Source organism: Azonexus hydrophilus (assembly GCF_038368255.1).
GTDB lineage: Bacteria > Pseudomonadota > Gammaproteobacteria > Burkholderiales > Rhodocyclaceae > Azonexus > Azonexus hydrophilus.
In genome coordinates, this window is record NZ_CP151406.1 from 176,087 (window position 1) to 190,847 (window position 14,761).

General features: G+C 66.4%; 15 protein-coding genes and 2 riboswitches. Of the genes, 9 read left to right on the plus strand and 6 right to left on the minus strand.

Features of this window, described 5'->3' with window-relative positions:
- Window positions 1–15 precede the first annotated feature (15 nt).
- From AADV58_RS00800 to cobT, 5 genes are read right to left on the minus strand one after another with little or no spacing between them, the layout of a single operon-like run.
- Window positions 16–1,194: a glycosyltransferase family 4 protein gene (locus tag AADV58_RS00800; RefSeq protein WP_043420659.1), complete on the minus strand. Its 1,179-nt coding sequence runs from the start codon at window positions 1,192–1,194 to the stop codon at window positions 16–18.
- The gene (rfaQ, locus tag AADV58_RS00805) at window positions 1,191–2,285 is read right to left on the minus strand and encodes a putative lipopolysaccharide heptosyltransferase III (protein ID WP_028994062.1); all 1,095 of its coding nucleotides are present in this window, start codon (window positions 2,283–2,285) and stop codon (window positions 1,191–1,193) included. Before rfaQ ends, AADV58_RS00800 begins: the two co-directional genes overlap by 4 nt.
- A 10-nt stretch (window positions 2,286–2,295) precedes the next feature.
- A complete protein-coding gene (gene cobC, locus AADV58_RS00810; protein ID WP_157272435.1) occupies window positions 2,296–2,793 on the minus strand; it encodes an alpha-ribazole phosphatase family protein in 498 nt (165 codons plus the stop codon).
- A gap of 11 nt (window positions 2,794–2,804) precedes the next feature.
- Window positions 2,805–3,566: an adenosylcobinamide-GDP ribazoletransferase gene (locus tag AADV58_RS00815; protein WP_281982465.1), complete on the minus strand. Its 762-nt coding sequence runs from the start codon at window positions 3,564–3,566 to the stop codon at window positions 2,805–2,807.
- Window positions 3,567–3,568: 2 nt separating this feature from the next.
- The gene (cobT, locus tag AADV58_RS00820; protein WP_281982467.1) at window positions 3,569–4,612 is read right to left on the minus strand and encodes a nicotinate-nucleotide--dimethylbenzimidazole phosphoribosyltransferase; all 1,044 of its coding nucleotides are present in this window, start codon (window positions 4,610–4,612) and stop codon (window positions 3,569–3,571) included.
- A gap of 74 nt (window positions 4,613–4,686) precedes the next feature.
- A riboswitch (cobalamin riboswitch) is annotated at window positions 4,687–4,877 on the minus strand.
- Between the two features lie 5 nt (window positions 4,878–4,882).
- On the opposite strand from cobT, the gene cobU reads away from it, so the two are divergent.
- The gene (cobU, locus tag AADV58_RS00825; RefSeq protein ID WP_424243823.1) at window positions 4,883–5,446 is read left to right on the plus strand and encodes a bifunctional adenosylcobinamide kinase/adenosylcobinamide-phosphate guanylyltransferase; all 564 of its coding nucleotides are present in this window, start codon (window positions 4,883–4,885) and stop codon (window positions 5,444–5,446) included.
- Here cobU and AADV58_RS00830 read toward each other — a convergent pair.
- Window positions 5,421–6,887 carry a cobyric acid synthase gene (locus tag AADV58_RS00830; RefSeq protein ID WP_028994058.1) on the minus strand — a complete coding sequence of 489 codons (1,467 nt, stop codon included), beginning with the start codon at window positions 6,885–6,887 and terminating at the stop codon, window positions 5,421–5,423. The two genes, cobU and AADV58_RS00830, sit on opposite strands and share 26 nt — an antisense overlap.
- Before the next feature lie 59 nt (window positions 6,888–6,946).
- Window positions 6,947–7,130: riboswitch (cobalamin riboswitch) on the plus strand.
- A 40-nt stretch (window positions 7,131–7,170) separates the two neighbouring features.
- Here AADV58_RS00830 and bluB point away from each other — a divergent pair.
- Genes bluB through AADV58_RS00870 form a run of 8 tightly spaced genes read left to right on the plus strand, consistent with a single transcriptional unit; the run spans window position 7,171 to window position 14,755 of the window.
- On the plus strand, window positions 7,171–7,896 hold the full coding sequence (gene bluB, locus AADV58_RS00835) for a 5,6-dimethylbenzimidazole synthase (RefSeq protein ID WP_043420658.1): 726 nt from the start codon (window positions 7,171–7,173) through the stop codon (window positions 7,894–7,896).
- Window positions 7,893–8,138 (plus strand): Pathogenicity locus, encoded by a 246-nt coding sequence (locus AADV58_RS00840; protein WP_028994057.1) that lies wholly within the window; start codon window positions 7,893–7,895, stop codon window positions 8,136–8,138. The genes bluB and AADV58_RS00840 overlap by 4 nt, the downstream gene beginning before the upstream one ends.
- On the plus strand, window positions 8,126–9,049 hold the full coding sequence (gene cbiB, locus AADV58_RS00845; protein WP_341743808.1) for an adenosylcobinamide-phosphate synthase CbiB: 924 nt from the start codon (window positions 8,126–8,128) through the stop codon (window positions 9,047–9,049). Before AADV58_RS00840 ends, cbiB begins: the two co-directional genes overlap by 13 nt.
- Window positions 9,042–10,034, plus strand: coding sequence for a threonine-phosphate decarboxylase CobD (cobD, locus tag AADV58_RS00850; protein WP_341743809.1), 993 nt, complete (start codon window positions 9,042–9,044; stop codon window positions 10,032–10,034). Before cbiB ends, cobD begins: the two co-directional genes overlap by 8 nt.
- Window positions 10,031–10,915 carry a cobalamin-binding protein gene (locus tag AADV58_RS00855; RefSeq protein ID WP_341743810.1) on the plus strand — a complete coding sequence of 295 codons (885 nt, stop codon included), beginning with the start codon at window positions 10,031–10,033 and terminating at the stop codon, window positions 10,913–10,915. The genes cobD and AADV58_RS00855 overlap by 4 nt, the downstream gene beginning before the upstream one ends.
- Window positions 10,916–10,922: 7 nt before the next feature.
- Window positions 10,923–11,723, plus strand: a complete 801-nt coding sequence (locus AADV58_RS00860; RefSeq protein WP_341743811.1) for a cobalamin-binding protein — start codon at window positions 10,923–10,925, stop codon at window positions 11,721–11,723.
- A gap of 48 nt (window positions 11,724–11,771) precedes the next feature.
- The gene (locus AADV58_RS00865) at window positions 11,772–12,665 is read left to right on the plus strand and encodes an ABC transporter substrate-binding protein (RefSeq protein ID WP_341743812.1); all 894 of its coding nucleotides are present in this window, start codon (window positions 11,772–11,774) and stop codon (window positions 12,663–12,665) included.
- Window positions 12,662–14,755, plus strand: a complete 2,094-nt coding sequence (locus AADV58_RS00870; protein WP_341743813.1) for a diguanylate cyclase domain-containing protein — start codon at window positions 12,662–12,664, stop codon at window positions 14,753–14,755. The genes AADV58_RS00865 and AADV58_RS00870 overlap by 4 nt, the downstream gene beginning before the upstream one ends.
- Window positions 14,756–14,761 lie beyond the last annotated feature (6 nt).

The window sequence follows — 14,761 nt, forward strand, 5'->3', positions numbered from 1 at the left end:
GGGAACGACCCGCGATTATACAACCCGGTCAGGCGAGACCTGCAGGCCGTTGCCGACAATAAGCCGACGATAAAGCGCGATCAGTCGGTCGGCCATGGCTGGCAGGCCAAGCTCGGCAACAGCGGCGCGGGCCAGCAGGCGACTGGCCGGCAATTCAGCCAGCGCGCACAGCCTGAGCAGGCCATCGGACAAGGCGTCGACATCCAGCGCATCGACAAGATAGCCATTCTTGCCAGGGATGACCCAGTCGCGCGCACCACAACTGGTCGAGGTCAGCACCGGCAATCCGCAGGCCATCGCCTCCAGTACCGCATTCGGCCCGGGATCGTACAGCGTCGGCAGGACGAATCCGTCGGCCGCACCGTACCACGGCCGGACATCCGGCAGGGGCCCGGTGAAATGTACCCGCCGGCCGATCCCCAGGCGTTCCGCCGTCGCGCGCAGCGCATTCAGCTTGCGGTCCGCGCCGACAATCGCCAGATGAAATTCGCCCCCGGCACAACGCGCCATGGCCTGCAACAACTGCGGCACCCCTTTGCGCGCAAAGCCGCTGCCGACATGAAGCAGCAGCGGCACCGACTCCGGAATGCCTGACGCGCGCCGGATTCCGGCACGATGGATCGAGACCTGCTCCGGATTGAATACATCGAGATCGACGCCGTTTTCGATCAGTACCAGGCGCTCCCGGTCGACACCGTAGAAGCGGTGGATTTCATCGGCGACCATGCGGGAATTGCAGATCACGGCCCGCAAGGCCGGATGGGCAAACATATTCGCCTCGGCGTCCAGGACATAGCGATGGTAAGGCGAGAGTCTCTGACTCCAACGACCGACGGCACCAAGCACCCGGGCACGCTGCGCCAGCCACGCGGCATGAACACCGTCGCCGGCACGAAAAATCGAACACCCCGGGATACGCTCATGCGACTGGACCAGGTCAAACTGACCCGCCGCCATGAGTTTTGCTGCAGCCAGGGCAAAACCCCGGTCGCGCGCCAGACGGCCGCCGAACACTCCACCCGACGGCGGATCGCAATTGATCCGCTGAAAACCGTTAGCGGCGGCCTGCGTCCATTGCCGGGCGATCAGGAAAACATCGATCCCTTCCGCCGCCAGCGCCGCCAGCGCCCGTTCGACAAAGCGCTCAGCCCCGCCGTAGGGGTTGTAGCGCTGACGGACAATCGCAATTTTCATTTATCGAGAACTTCATCCAGGGCCGCCATCACCTGCTCGACCGGAAGGCTCTCCAGGCAGTCGCTGACCTTGCCGCCACCGCAACCATCGTTGCCGCAGGGCCGACACGGATGATGCATGCTGCTGACCACGCGCGCCTGCGCCGACCAGGGCCCCCATTGTTTCTCACCGGAAGGCCCGAACAAGGCGACGGTCGGCGTGCCCATGGCCGCGGCAATATGCATGGGAGCCGAATCAACCCCGATGAAGGCATCCGCCATCCGGGTCAACGCCGCCAATTCCTTAAGCGACAACTTGCCGCCCAGGGTCGCCACGGGATGCCCCAGTTGCGACTGGATGGCCGCCAGCATCGCCAGTTCGTCCTGGCTGGGCGCAGCCGTCAGCAGCACGCAGTGCCCGGCCTGCTCGAGGCGCGAAATCAGCTCGGCCATGCGCGACACCGGCCAGCACTTGAAGAACCAGCGGGAGGCCGGGTGGATGTGAATGAACCGGCCTTGCACGCCAACTTCCGCCAGATGTTGCCGTACCGAAGACTCTGCGGCCTCTCCCGGCACCAGGACCAGACGCCGCTGCGCCGGCGCCGGCCACACTCCGATACGGCGCAAGGCATCCAGATTCCGCTCGACGGTATGACGGGGCAGACCACCCGAAACCTTGTAAAGATGCGAAAAACTCCGCCGCCAGAGCGCTCCCGCATCGCTCCGGGTGCACCCCACCGCCCAACGCGGCCGCAGGATTCTCGACAACCAGGCACCCCGCCAATGCTCGGTCAGGTGCAGGATCAGGTCATAGGAGCGGGCACGCAAGCCAGCCAGCAAATCCAGTTCCGATTTCAACTGGTGCATGGCCCCCTTCTGCTTCGCCTTCCTGTCGACCTCGAACACGCGGGAAATCGCCGGGTGCAAGCTCAGCATTTCCGCCGTGTCGGCATAGACCAGCGCATCGATCTCGACCTGCGGCGCCGCCAGCTTGAGCGCGGAAAACACCGGCGAAGACAACAACACATCGCCGTGATGGCGCAGCTTGATGACCAGTACACGCTTCACCTCCCGCAAGGGGATAGCATCGCGCAGGGGATTAAATTCATTCATGGCCGGCATTCTACTGGTTCCATTCGATGACCGTACATGAAGCGTAGGGAAGGTCCCGGGTCAGCCAAGATGCAAGCTCACCGCCATCCTGCGCCGCCAGCAGCAAGCGTATCACCCCCGCATGGGTGACCAGCACGGCTGCCGGCAGCGTCAATGTCGAAAGAAATTCCAGCACGCGTGCCCGCACCATCAGCGGCGACTCTCCACCAGGCGGAGCATAGTTCTCTACATCGGCGGCCCAGGCATCGAGTTCGGCACGCGATACCTCATCCCATGGCACGCCCTCCCAGCGACCGAAGTCCATCTCCTGCAAGCGTGCATCGAATAACGGCGCCGGATGCAAGGCTTCAGCCAAGGCCCGGCAACGCTGCAAGGGGCTGCTCCACACCGGCAGCCCGGCAGGCAATTCGCTACGCAGACGGGCAGCGGCAACATCGACCTGCCTGGCCGGAATATCAAGCCGACCGTAGCAAATGCCCGGCGCAATCTCGGGCTCGGGATGGCGCACCAGGTACAGCGTCAGCGCGGCCATTGCGCGAGCAGCCCGAGGTAGAAGGCGATTTCGGCAAGCTGCTGGGTGGCACCCAGGCAGTCGCCGGTATAACCGCCCAGCCAGCGGCGGAACTTGGCCGCCAGCCAGGCCGTCGCCAGCAACGCGAACAGCAGCCCGACCACTGCCTGTTGCCAGGGCAGCCAGAGTAGCGGCGCCAGCGCGAATGCCAGGGCGAACAGCAATGCCCCCGGCGCCAGCCGCTGGGCCAGCGGCCTGGCTTTGGACTGCGCGTCGTCGCGCGCGTAGTCCATGCTCGCCAGCAGCAGCGTCGCACAGCCGCGCGACCCGGCATGACCGGCGAGCAGCGCCGCCGGCACCAGTGCCGGATCGAGCGCCGCGAGCAGCACGAACTTGCCGGTCAGCCCCAGCCACAGCGCAACCACGCCGTAACTGCCGACCCGCGAATCCTTCATGATCGCCAGGATGCGCGACTTGTCCCAGCCGCCGCCAAGACCGTCGGCGGTGTCGGACAGGCCGTCCTCGTGGAAGGCGCCGGTGGCGTACAGCGTTGCCGCCATCGCCAGCAGCACGGCGACCGGCTGCGGCCAGAACTGCAGCGCGGCCAGGTAGACCAGCGCGGCAATGCCGCCGACAACCAGGCCGACCGCCGGAAACCAGCGCGCCGAGTGGTTCAGCGCTTCAGCCGAATGGCCGACCCAGACAGGCACCGGCAGCCGCGTGAAGAAACGGACGGCGCCGAGGAAGTAGTCGAGCTCGCGGCGCAACATGGCTAGCCGGCGACGCCGGCCGACTCGAAGCTGGCCATCTCGTTGAGGAAGGCGACTGCCGCCTGGGCCAGCGGGAAAGCCAGCGCGGCGCCGGTCCCCTCACCCAGGCGCAGGCCCAGGTCGAGCAGCGGTTCGGCGCGCAGCGCCTGCAACTGCGCACGGTGGCCGGGCTCGGCCGAACGGTGGCAGAAGACGCAGTAGTCAAGCAAGGCCGGTTCCAGGCGCGCGGCGACCAACGCCGCAGAACCGACGATGAAGCCGTCGATGAGCAGCACCATCTTCGCTTCCGCCGCCGCCAGCATAGCGCCGACCATGGTCGCGATCTCGAACCCGCCGAACTCCGCGAGCACGGCAAAGGCGTCGTCGCCGCCGCCAGCGACGCGATAACGGGTCAGCGCCTGCTCCAGCAGCGCCTGCTTGCGCGCCAGCCCGGCGTCGTCGAGACCGGTGCCGCGCCCGACGCAATCAGCCAGCGGCACGCCGGTCAGGCAGTGGGTGATCAAGGACGCCGAGGCGGTGTTGCCGATGCCCATTTCGCCGAAACCGACCACCTTGCAGCCGGCTGCCGCCAGGCCGAAGACCACGCCGGCGCCCTGCTCGATGGCCTGCGCGCACTGCGCCGCCGTCATCGCCGGGGATTCCAGGTAATTGGCCGTGCCCGGCGCCACCTTGAGATCGATCAGGCCTTCACGCGGACCGCCGAAATCATGGGCGACCCCGGCATCGACCACCGACAGGCCGAGACCGTTCTGCCGGCAGAAAACATTGATTGCCGCGCCGCCGGCGAGGAAGTTCTCGACCATCTGCCAGGTCACGTCCTGCGGATAGGCCGAGACGCCGGCCTTGGCCGCGCCGTGATCGCCGGCGAAGACCAGCATCTGCGGCCGGTCGAGCGACGGCGTCAGCGTCTGCTGGATCAGGCCGATGCGCACCGCCAGCGCCTCCAGCTGGCCGAGCGAGCCGGGCGGCTTGGTCTTGCGGTCGACCTTGTGCTTGAGCGAATTTTCCATGCCCCGGTCCGGGGCGGTGATTGCGAACGAATGCATCCGATTCTCCAAAAGCGAAAGGGCCTCGCGACGACGTTTGGCCAACGCAGTCGCGAAGCCCTTGTCCACAGGCTTCAAAATGAAGATGTCCGACAGGTCTTCTGGCTTCCGGATCGTCCGATCCGCTGCGCCTTCCCGGCAGGTCTGTTTCCCTGCGTAGTGGCATCGTGCAGCGGCCGTCCCCGGTTACAGCGGCGGGCCCGCCCCGGAATAGAGTTGTCTCGCACCGGGTTCCGTTTTGTCGAACGCGCTGATTATACAATGGTGGCCATGAATGAACTGATCCTCGGCGGCGCCCGTTCGGGCAAGAGCCGCCATGCCGAGCAACGCGCTCTCGAATCCGGCCTCCGGGTCGTCTATGTCGCCACCGCCGAATCGCGCGACGGCGAGATGGCGCGCCGCATCGCCCACCACCGTGAACGCCGCCCGGCCGACTGGGGCTGCGTCGAGGAGCCGTTGCACCTGTCCGCCCGCCTGCGCGAACTGGCGGCGCCCGACACCTGCCTCCTGGTCGACTGCCTGACGCTGTGGCTCTCCAATCTGCTTTTCGCCGGCCGCGCTGCCGCCCAGGCCGAAGCCGGCGAGGCCGTCGACTGCCCGTTGTTCGCCGGTGAAACGGCGGCGCTGATCGAGACGCTGCCGCAACTACCCGGCCGCATCATCCTGGTCTCCAACGAGGTCGGCTGGGGCATCGTGCCGATGCACCCGGTTTCGCGGCTGTTCGCCGATGAACAGGGGCGGCTCAACCAGCGCGTCGCGGCAGTCTGCGATCAGGTGACGCTGGTCGCCGCCGGCCTGCCGCTGACGCTCAAGGCAGCGCCAGCCAGGGCCTGAGCTTTTCCCAGGCGAGCGCCGCCTCGACCGAATCGGCCAGGCGGTCGAGATCGGCTTCGCGGCGGGCGGCAAAGTCGACGTGATCGACCTCGCCGGCACCGGCCCAGCGCAACAATGCAGCCAAGGCCTCGGGATGGTCGAAAACGCCGTGGCAGTAAGTACCGAGAACTTGATCGTCGGCCGAGATAGCACCATCGGCACGGCCGTCGGCCAGCTGTACGGCAGCCCACGTCAAGCCATCGCCCTGGGTGACGCCGAGGTGGATTTCGTAGCCGGTCATCACCGGCCGGCCTTCGAGATGCAAGTGGCCGCTCACATTGCGCAGCTGCTTCTCCGTTTCCAGCGTCGTGTCCACCGCCAGGAAGCCAAGGCCGGGCGTCGTTCCCGGCTTGCCTTCGAGACCGAGCGGATCGGCGATGCTGCGGCCGAGCATCTGGTAGCCACCGCACAGGCCGATCACCTTGCCGCCGTAGCGCAGGTGGCGGGCGATGGCGCGGTCGTGGCCATGGACGCGCAGCCAGTCGAGGTCGGCGCGCACCGCCTTGGAACCGGGCAGGACGATCAGATCGGCCGGCGGCAAAGCTTCGCCCGGCGCGATCCAGCGGAAATCGACCTGCGGGTGCAGGCGCAGTGGATCGAGGTCGTTATGGTTGGAAGTACGCGGGTAGGCCGGCGCGACGACGCGGATTTTTGCTGTTTTCTTGCCGTCGACCGTGGATGTCGCGATTGCGTCCTCGGCGTCGAGCATCAAGCCGTGCAGGTAGGGCAGCACGCCGAGCACCGGCTTGCCGGTGCGCTGCTCCAGCCAGGCCAGACCGGGTTCGAGCAACGCGATGTCACCACGGAAACGGTTGATGACGAAGCCGACGACGCGCGCCTGCTCGGACGCCGACAGCAGCTCCAGCGTGCCGACCAGATGGGCGAAGACGCCGCCGCGGTCGATGTCGGCGACGATGATCACCGGGCAATCGACCGCTTCGGCGAAGCCCATGTTGGCGATGTCGCGGTCACGCAGGTTGATCTCGGCCGGCGAACCGGCGCCCTCGACCAGCACGCAATCGTATTGCGCGGTCAGCCGGCCCCAGGATTCGAGCACCGCGCCCATCGCCCGCGGCTTGTAGTCGTGGTAGGCCTTGGCGTCGAGGTCGGTGGCGACCTTGCCGTGGATGATCACCTGCGCCTTGCGGTCGGTGGTCGGCTTCAACAGCACCGGGTTGAAATCGGTATGCGCTTCGAGACCGCAGGCCAGCGCCTGCAACGCCTGCGCCCGGCCGATCTCGCCACCGTCGACGGTAACCGCCGAATTGAGCGCCATGTTCTGCGGTTTGAACGGCGCCACGCGTACCCCACGCCGCTTCAGAATCCGGCACAGCGCCGCGACCAGCGTCGATTTGCCGGCGTCGGACGTCGTTCCCTGGACCATCAGCGCGTTGCCTATCATGCGTGCAAACCCGTGAAAAAAGGCCGTAATTATGGCACCATCGCTGCCTTCCGATGCGAATCGGAAACTTGTCTCCCGGTGCCTTCCGGCTTTGCCGGCAGGAGAATCGGGAAGGCGGTGCGATTCCGCCACGTGCCCAACGCTGTGAGGATGACGGGCGATGCACAGGCCACTGCTGCGGCGGGAAGGCGCATCGTCCGGGTGAATCCGAGTCAGAAGACCGGCCGGGAGACGTAATTCGGCACCGTGGACGGGTGCCTTCGCGTTTCCAGAAGGGGAATCCATGGAAAACCAGCACGCTTTTTCCGACGCCGAACGGGCCGCCGTCTATCACGCCATTTTCAGCCGCCGCGACGTGCGCGGCCAGTTCCTGCCCAACCCGGTCGCCGACGACCAGCTCGCGCGCATCCTGATGGCGGCGCATCACGCGCCGTCGGTCGGTTTCATGCAGCCGTGGAATTTCCTCGTCGTCCGCTCGGCGGACGTGAAACAGCGGGTGCACGACATCTTCGCGCAGGCCAATGCCGAAGCGGCGACGATGTTTCCGGACGAAAAGCGCGAAATCTACGGCAAGCTGAAACTGCAGGGCATCCTCGACGCGCCGGTGAACCTGTGCATCACCTGCGACCGCTCGCGCAGCGGCCCGGTCGTGCTCGGCCGCACGCACATGCCGACCATGGACCTCTATTCCAGCGTGTGCGCCGTCCAGAACTTGTGGCTGGCTGCCCGCGCCGAGGGCCTCGGCGTCGGCTGGGTCAGCATCTTCCACGAGAAGGCGCTGCAGGACGCGCTCGGCATTCCGCATCACATCGTGCCGATTGCCTATCTGTGCATCGGCCACGTCAGCCATTTCAAGGATCGCCCGGAACTGGAAAGCGCCGGCTGGCTGCCGCGCCTGCCGGTCGAGGAACTGGTCTTCCACGAACAGTGGGGGACGCGCGATTTACCGGAAAATGCCGGGCTGACCGCCGCCCTGTCGGCGCTCGCCGCGGCGGAGCGCGGCGCATGAATGGCACTTTCCCGGCCGACCAGCGCGCCGCGCTGCTCGCCCTGCCCGGCGTCGGGCCGACGGTGATCCGCCGCCTCGAAGAGGCCGGCTACGCGCCGTTGGCCCGGCTGGCCGGCGAGGAAAGCGCCGTCGTCACGCTGCACATCGCCCGCATGATCGGCTCGACCTGCTGGCACAACAATCCACAGGCGCGCGCGGCAATCGACGCCGCCATCGCCCTGGCCCGCCAATGGCCGAATTGAACCTGCTCGCCGGCCCCTACGCCATGCCGCTGGCGGCGCTCGCCGCGGTGCTGCTCGACCGCCTGTTCGGCGAAGTGCGGCGTTTTCACCCGCTGGTCGGCTTCGGCGCGCTGGCGGCGGCGATCGAAAAGCGGCTGAACCGGCGCACGATTGCCGGCGGCGTCCTCGGCTGGGCGCTGGCGGTGCTGCCCTGGGTGGCGCTGGCGCTGGCCTTGCGACCATTGGCGCCGTTCGCGGTCGACGTACTGCTGCTCTATTTTTCGCTCGGCGCGCGCAGCCTGTGCGAACACGCCGAAGCGGTCGCCCGGCCGCTGAGCGAGGGACGCCTTGATGAGGCGCGGCAGCGCGTCGGCTGGATTGTTTCCCGCGATACCGCAGCACTCGACGAGGCCGGCGTCGCCAAGGCCGGCGTCGAATCGGTGCTGGAAAACGGCAACGACGCGATCTTCGGCGCGCTGTTCTGGTTCGCCCTGCTCGGCGGCCCCGGCGCCCTGCTGTTCCGGCTGGCCAACACGCTCGATGCGATGTGGGGCTACCGCACCGAACGCTACAACCTCTACGGCCGCTGGGCCGCCCGCGTTGACGATGCGCTCAACTGGCTACCGGCCCGGCTGACCGCACTGAGCTACGCCCTGCTCGGCCGCTGGCGCGACGCACTGGCCTGCTGGCGCACCCAGGCGCCCGGCTGGGAAAGCCCGAACGCCGGCCCGGTGATGGCGGCGGGCGCTGGCAGCCTCGGCGTGCAATGCGGCGGCGCCGCCATCTACCACGGCCGCGAGGAAATTCGCCCGCCGCTCGGCTGCGGCCCGGCGCCGGTCGCCGCCGACCTCGGCCGGGCGATCACGCTGATCCGGCGCAGCCTGTGGCTGTGGCTAGCCGTCCTTTTCCTGATCGGAGCCCTGCATGCTTGACCATGGCGGCCGCCTGCGCGAAGCCGCGGCCCACTACGACATCCCGCTCGCCGACTGGCTCGATCTGTCCACCGGCATCAACCCGCAGGGCTGGCCGGTGCCGCCGCTGCCGGCCGCAGTCTGGCAACGCCTGCCGGAAGACAACGACGGCCTGGAGGCCGCCGCTGCCGCCTACTACGGCAACGCCAACCTGCTGCCAGTGGCCGGCTCGCAGGCCGCCATCCAGTGGTTGCCGGCGCTGCTGCCGCGCGCCGCCGTGGCCTGCATCGCGCCGCTCTACAACGAACACCCGCAGGCCTGGCAGCGCGCCGGCCACAAGCTGCGCTTCCTGCAGAACGCGACCCTGCCGCGCGCGCTGGCGGCGGCGACGCCCTACGTGCTGCTGTGCAACCCGAACAATCCGACCGCCGACCGCCACCCGCGCGAACTGGCGGTCGACGCCGCAGCGCAACTGAAAAAGCGCGGCGGCTGGCTGATCGTCGACGAAGCCTTCATCGACGCCACGCCCGAGCACAGCCTGACGCCGCTGGCCGGCACGGCGGACGCCCCTAACCTGATCGTCTTCCGTTCGCTGGGCAAGTTCTTCGGCCTGGCCGGGCTGCGCGTCGGTTTCCTGTTCGCCGCCCCCGAACTGCTGGCGAAGATGGCCGAGGCCATCGGCCCGTGGAGCGTCGCCGGCCCGTCGCGCGCCGCAGCAACGCTGGCACTGGCCGACAACGCCTGGCAAGCAAGCACGCGCCAGCGCCTGTTGGCCGACGGTGAACGCCTGCGCCAGTTGCTGGCACCACTCGGCGAGGTCAAGGCGACGCCACTGTTCGCGACACTGAACGCACCGACCACCGCCGAACTGCACGAACACCTGGCGCGCCGCGCCATCCTCACCCGCCGCTACGAATCGAATCCGCTGCTGCGCGTCGGCCTGCCACCCGACGAGGCCGGCTGGCAGTGTCTGAAGGCAGCCCTTGCCGACTGGAAGCCCGCATGAAAATCCACCTGCCTGCTGTACTGGCAGCCTTCGCCCTGAGCCCGATGGTCCACGCCGAACTGCTGATCAAGGACGATACCGGCCGCGAAGTCAGGCTGGCCAGACCCGCGCAGCGCATCGTCGCCCTCGCCCCGCACATTGCCGAAACGCTGTTTGCTGCCGGTGCCGGCGACAAGCTGGTCGGCACCGTCGACTACAGCGACTATCCGCCCGCCGCCAAACAGGTCAGGCGGGTCGGCGGCTATTCGCGCATCGATCTGGAAGCGGTCGTCGCCCTCAAGCCTGACCTGGTGCTGGCCTGGGAAAGCGGCAACAACATGGCGCAGGCTGACAAGCTGCGGGCGCTCGGCCTGACTGTTTTCGTTTCCCAGCCCAACCACATGGAAGACATCGCCGGCCAGGTCGAACGTTACGGCCGACTGGCCGGGACGGAAGCGGTCGCCAACGCCGAGGCTAGACGTTTCCGCGAGCGCATGGCGGCCTTGCGCACGGCCAACGCCGGCAAACCCAAGGTACGCACCTTCTACCAGATCTGGAAGGCACCGCTGGTCACCGTCGGCGGCCCGCAAATCATCAGCGACGCGATGCGTATCTGCGGCGGTGAGAACATTTTCGGCCACCTGACGCAGATGGCGCCGCGCGTCGGCATCGAATCGGTGATCGAGGCTGACCCGGAAGCCATCGTCGCCACCGGCATGGGCGACGCCAAGCCCGAATGGCTGGACGACTGGCAGCAGTGGAAGCGCATGACCGCCGTCCAGCGCGGCAACCTTTTCCACATCAATCCCGACATCATGCAGCGGCACACGCCGCGCATCCTCGACGGTACGGCGAAACTTTGCGACCACCTCGATGTCGCACGCAGCCGTCGCCCCAAGTGAGAACGCCATGCCCCGCCTGCCCCAGCGCATCGTCTGCCTGACCACCGAAACCGTCGAAGTCCTCTACGCCCTGGGCGAGCAGGACCGCATCGTCGGCATCAGCGGCTACACTGTCCGGCCACCACAGGCGCGCAAGGAAAAACCCAAGGTTTTCGCCTTCACCACCGGCGACATCGAGAAGATCCTCGCCGTCGAACCCGACCTAGTGCTGACTTTCTCCGACCTCCAGGCCGACATCGCCCGTGACCTGATCAAGGCTGGCATTGCGGTCTACGCGCTGAACATGCGCAGCGTCGACGACATCCTGGCGATGATCGAAACCGTCGGCCGCCTGGTCGGCGCCGAGGATCGCGCACAGGCGCTGGTCGCCGGGCTGGAAGCGCAGATCGCCCAGGCCCGGGCACTGGCCGAGAAACACATCGCCCAACATGGCCGCCGGCCGCGCGTTTATTTCGAGGAATGGGACGATCCGCTGATCAGCGGCCTGCGCTGGGCATCCGAGTTGATTGAAATCGCCGGCGGCGAAGATGTTTTCGCCGAACGCGCACGCTCGCCGTTGTCCCGCGACCGCCGGCCAACACCCGAGGAAGTGATCGCGGCGGCGCCGGAGATCATCATCGGCTCCTGGTGCGGCAAACACTTCCGCCCCGAACGTGTCGCTGCCCGGCCGGGTTGGGAGGCCATTCCGGCGGTCAATCAGGCGCGCATGCACGAGATCAAGTCGGCGATCATCCTGACGCCGGGACCGGTTGCCATCAGCGAAGGCCTGCCTTTGCTGCTCGATATTCTCTGGCCGAGTACAACGTAGGGCAAACGTGTATTGCCCTGGCATGTCGCCAGCCCCTATAGTGACGGCATGTCGCGGCCAGCACTGCTCCTCCTGCTGTTTTTCCTATTCCATGCAAAAGCCTGGGCAGGCGAAATTGCGCTCATCCTGGCCGATGACAGCGCGCCGTACCGAGAATTCGCCAGCAGCCTGCAAAAAAACCTGCAGGCCGGCTGGAAAATTGCCTACACCGATAACAATCTCCGACCAGCCGACCGGCAACCGGTGGACCTCATCGTCACCGCCGGCAGCGGTGCCCTGCGTACCGCCCTCGCAGCCAATCCGAAAACACCGATCCTGGCCACCCTGTTGCCCGAATACAGTTACCAGGCGGCGCTTGTCGAAGCGCGTGCACCGCCCCTGGTTTCGGCTATCTACCTGGATCAGCCGGCCAAACGACAGGCACGGTTGCTACGCTTGCTATTCCCGGAAGTGCGCCGCGTCGGCTTGCTGGTCAGCGATCAATCGGCACCGCAGATCGCATCGTTCCGCTCGGCACTGACCCTTCAGCGCATGCAGTTGCACAGCGAGCAGGCAAGCAACGAACAACAAATACTGCCCACGCTCGAAAACCTGCTCGCCCGCAGCGAAGTCCTGCTGGCCGTCCCCGATGCACTGATCTACTCACGCAGTAGTATCCGCCCCTTGTTGATCACTGCCTACCGCTTCCAGCGGCCGGTCATCGGCTTCTCCGCCTCCCTGGCCAAGGCAGGAGCGCTCGCTGCACTGTATTCGACGCCAGCCCAGATCGGCCGACAGGCCGGTGCACTGATTTCGGTTCATGGCAACCGCCTGCCGCCGCCGCGACCACCTTCCGAATATTCGCTGACCATCAACCAGAGCGTCGCCGATGCCTTTGGCCTGCGCCTGCCGGACGAAACCGATCTCTTGCAGAAACTGCTCACCAGCGGGACTGAAGAATGAACAACCTGACATTACGCCAGCGACTACTGATCCTCACGCTGCTACCCAGCGCCCTGATCACCACGCTGCTCGTGCTCTATTTCTCGATGACCGGCATCAACGCCATCGAAGACCAGTTGCGCGGCAAAGGCCTGGCCACCGTCCGTTACCTCGCGCCGGTCAGCGAGTACGGCATCATTGCCGGGCAGATGGACGGCATTTACGGCCTGGTCCAGGCTGCCATGCAGGAACCTGGCGTCAAGGCCGCCATCATCGTCAACCCGAAGGGGCGCACACTGGCAGTCAGCGGTCGCGTCTCGCTGCCCGCCGAAATCATCCGCCAGCACCTCGACAAGCCGGCCCTGGTCGCCGAAACCGAAACCTGGATCGCCTTTGGTGCCCCTGTCATCCGCACGCAAAGCGACAGCGATCCGCTGTTCGATATTGCCGGGCTCGACGAAAACCCGCAGGAAACCATCGGTCATGTCTTCATCGAACTCGACAAGCTGGACCTGATCGAGCGTCAGCGCGACCTGATCCTGCAAGGCCTGATCGCCGTCCTGACCGGTCTGGGCCTGATGGGTGCGCTAGCCATTGCCATGGCCGACCAATTGGCCAAACCCCTGCAGCGTCTGACTGCCGCCGTCAGGCAGATGTCGGCAGGCCATTTCGGCACCCGTATTCCGGCCTCATCGAGCGGCGAACTGCGCATCCTTGAGGACGGTTTCAACGACATGGCCAGCCACATCGAGGGCGCTCACCAGTCGATGCAATCGCGGATCGAGGAAGCCACGGCACAGTTGGTCTTCCAGGCCCGTCACGACGCCTTGACCGGACTGGTCAACCGCCGCGAATTCGAACTCCGGCTCGACAAGGCACTGGCCAACGTCCATGCCGGCGGCGACGAATTCAGCGTCCTGTTCATCGACCTCGACCGTTTCAAGGCGGTCAACGACGCCTGCGGCCACCTGGCTGGCGACGAACTCCTGCGCCAGATCGCCCTGCTCCTTCAGGGGCGACTGCGCGAAGAAGACACCCTGGCGCGCCTGGGCGGTGACGAATTCGGCATCATGCTGGCCAATTGCGGCCTGATCAAGGCCCGCCAGGTTGCGCAGGATATCTGTGCCCTGTCGGCGGAGTACCGTTTCGTCTGGCAGGACCGGATTTTCGCCATCGGCGCCAGTATCGGTCTGACCCCGGTAAGTCGAGATGTGCGCGAGATCCAGGAAATATTCGCACTCAGCGATGCAGCCTGTCTGCGCGCCAAGGAACTCGGACGCAATCAGGTTTGCGAAATGGCACCGGCTACCCAGACCGAACGCCGGCGCGATCGCGGCAACTGGGCGGGACGCCTGGCCAATGCCCTCTCGGAAGGCCGCCTGATGATCGAAGCCATTCCGCTCCGCGCCCTGCAGCCAGGTGTTCCCGGCGGGCCAATGGCCGAATTGAGCGCCCGCCTCAACGAACCCGGTCAGGCACCGGTCGCCCTCAGTGCTCTGATCGACGCCGCTGAACGTTACGACATGTCGAGCAGCTTCGACCAGCATTTCCTGGACACCGCGATCCGTGCCCTGGCACGTGCCAACAAGCAACACATGCCGATGACCTGCATGGTTCCACTTTCCCGTGCGTCCATCAGCACCCCAGAAACCGGCGACTACATTGCGGCACGCCTTGCCGAACACGCCATTCAGGGAGAAGGGCTGTGTCTGATGTTCTCCGAGGATGTCAGCACCCACCAGACCAGTCAGCTGATCGAGTTTTCCCGTCGCATGCGCGAACTGGGTTGCCAGATCGTCCTGACTGAATTTGGCGGCGCGATTTCCTCATTCACCCAACTGCGGACCGTAGCGCCCAGCCATGTCCGCCTGAGCCAGAGCCTGACCCGCGATATCGGCGACGGCATGACCTCGACTGCGCTGCTGCGGGCCATCCTCGAAATCACCGGCGAGCAGCAGATTTTCCCGATTGCCGAAGCGGTCGACGACACCCCCTTGCTGGAGCATCTGCACAGATTGGGGATCGCCTATGCGCGCGGCAAGGCTGTAGCCCCCCGCGAGCCCTTTGACGCCTGGTTTGAAGGCGTGGTCATGCGCGGCAGTCGCGGCTGAGGCCGA

Coding starts and splice junctions, on each gene's coding strand:
- AADV58_RS00800 (WP_043420659.1), bottom strand. CDS start 1,194: ATGAAAATTGCGATTGTCCGTCAGCGCTACAACCCCTACGGCGGGGCT.
- AADV58_RS00865 (WP_341743812.1), top strand. CDS start 11,772: ATGTCGCGGCCAGCACTGCTCCTCCTGCTGTTTTTCCTATTCCATGCA.
- rfaQ (WP_028994062.1), bottom strand. CDS start 2,285: ATGAATGAATTTAATCCCCTGCGCGATGCTATCCCCTTGCGGGAGGTG.
- cobU (WP_424243823.1), top strand. CDS start 4,883: ATGAATGAACTGATCCTCGGCGGCGCCCGTTCGGGCAAGAGCCGCCAT.
- AADV58_RS00840 (WP_028994057.1), top strand. CDS start 7,893: ATGAATGGCACTTTCCCGGCCGACCAGCGCGCCGCGCTGCTCGCCCTG.
- AADV58_RS00815 (WP_281982465.1), bottom strand. CDS start 3,566: ATGTTGCGCCGCGAGCTCGACTACTTCCTCGGCGCCGTCCGTTTCTTC.
- bluB (WP_043420658.1), top strand. CDS start 7,171: ATGGAAAACCAGCACGCTTTTTCCGACGCCGAACGGGCCGCCGTCTAT.
- AADV58_RS00830 (WP_028994058.1), bottom strand. CDS start 6,887: ATGATAGGCAACGCGCTGATGGTCCAGGGAACGACGTCCGACGCCGGC.
- cbiB (WP_341743808.1), top strand. CDS start 8,126: ATGGCCGAATTGAACCTGCTCGCCGGCCCCTACGCCATGCCGCTGGCG.
- AADV58_RS00870 (WP_341743813.1), top strand. CDS start 12,662: ATGAACAACCTGACATTACGCCAGCGACTACTGATCCTCACGCTGCTA.
- cobD (WP_341743809.1), top strand. CDS start 9,042: ATGCTTGACCATGGCGGCCGCCTGCGCGAAGCCGCGGCCCACTACGAC.
- cobT (WP_281982467.1), bottom strand. CDS start 4,612: ATGCATTCGTTCGCAATCACCGCCCCGGACCGGGGCATGGAAAATTCG.
- AADV58_RS00855 (WP_341743810.1), top strand. CDS start 10,031: ATGAAAATCCACCTGCCTGCTGTACTGGCAGCCTTCGCCCTGAGCCCG.
- AADV58_RS00860 (WP_341743811.1), top strand. CDS start 10,923: ATGCCCCGCCTGCCCCAGCGCATCGTCTGCCTGACCACCGAAACCGTC.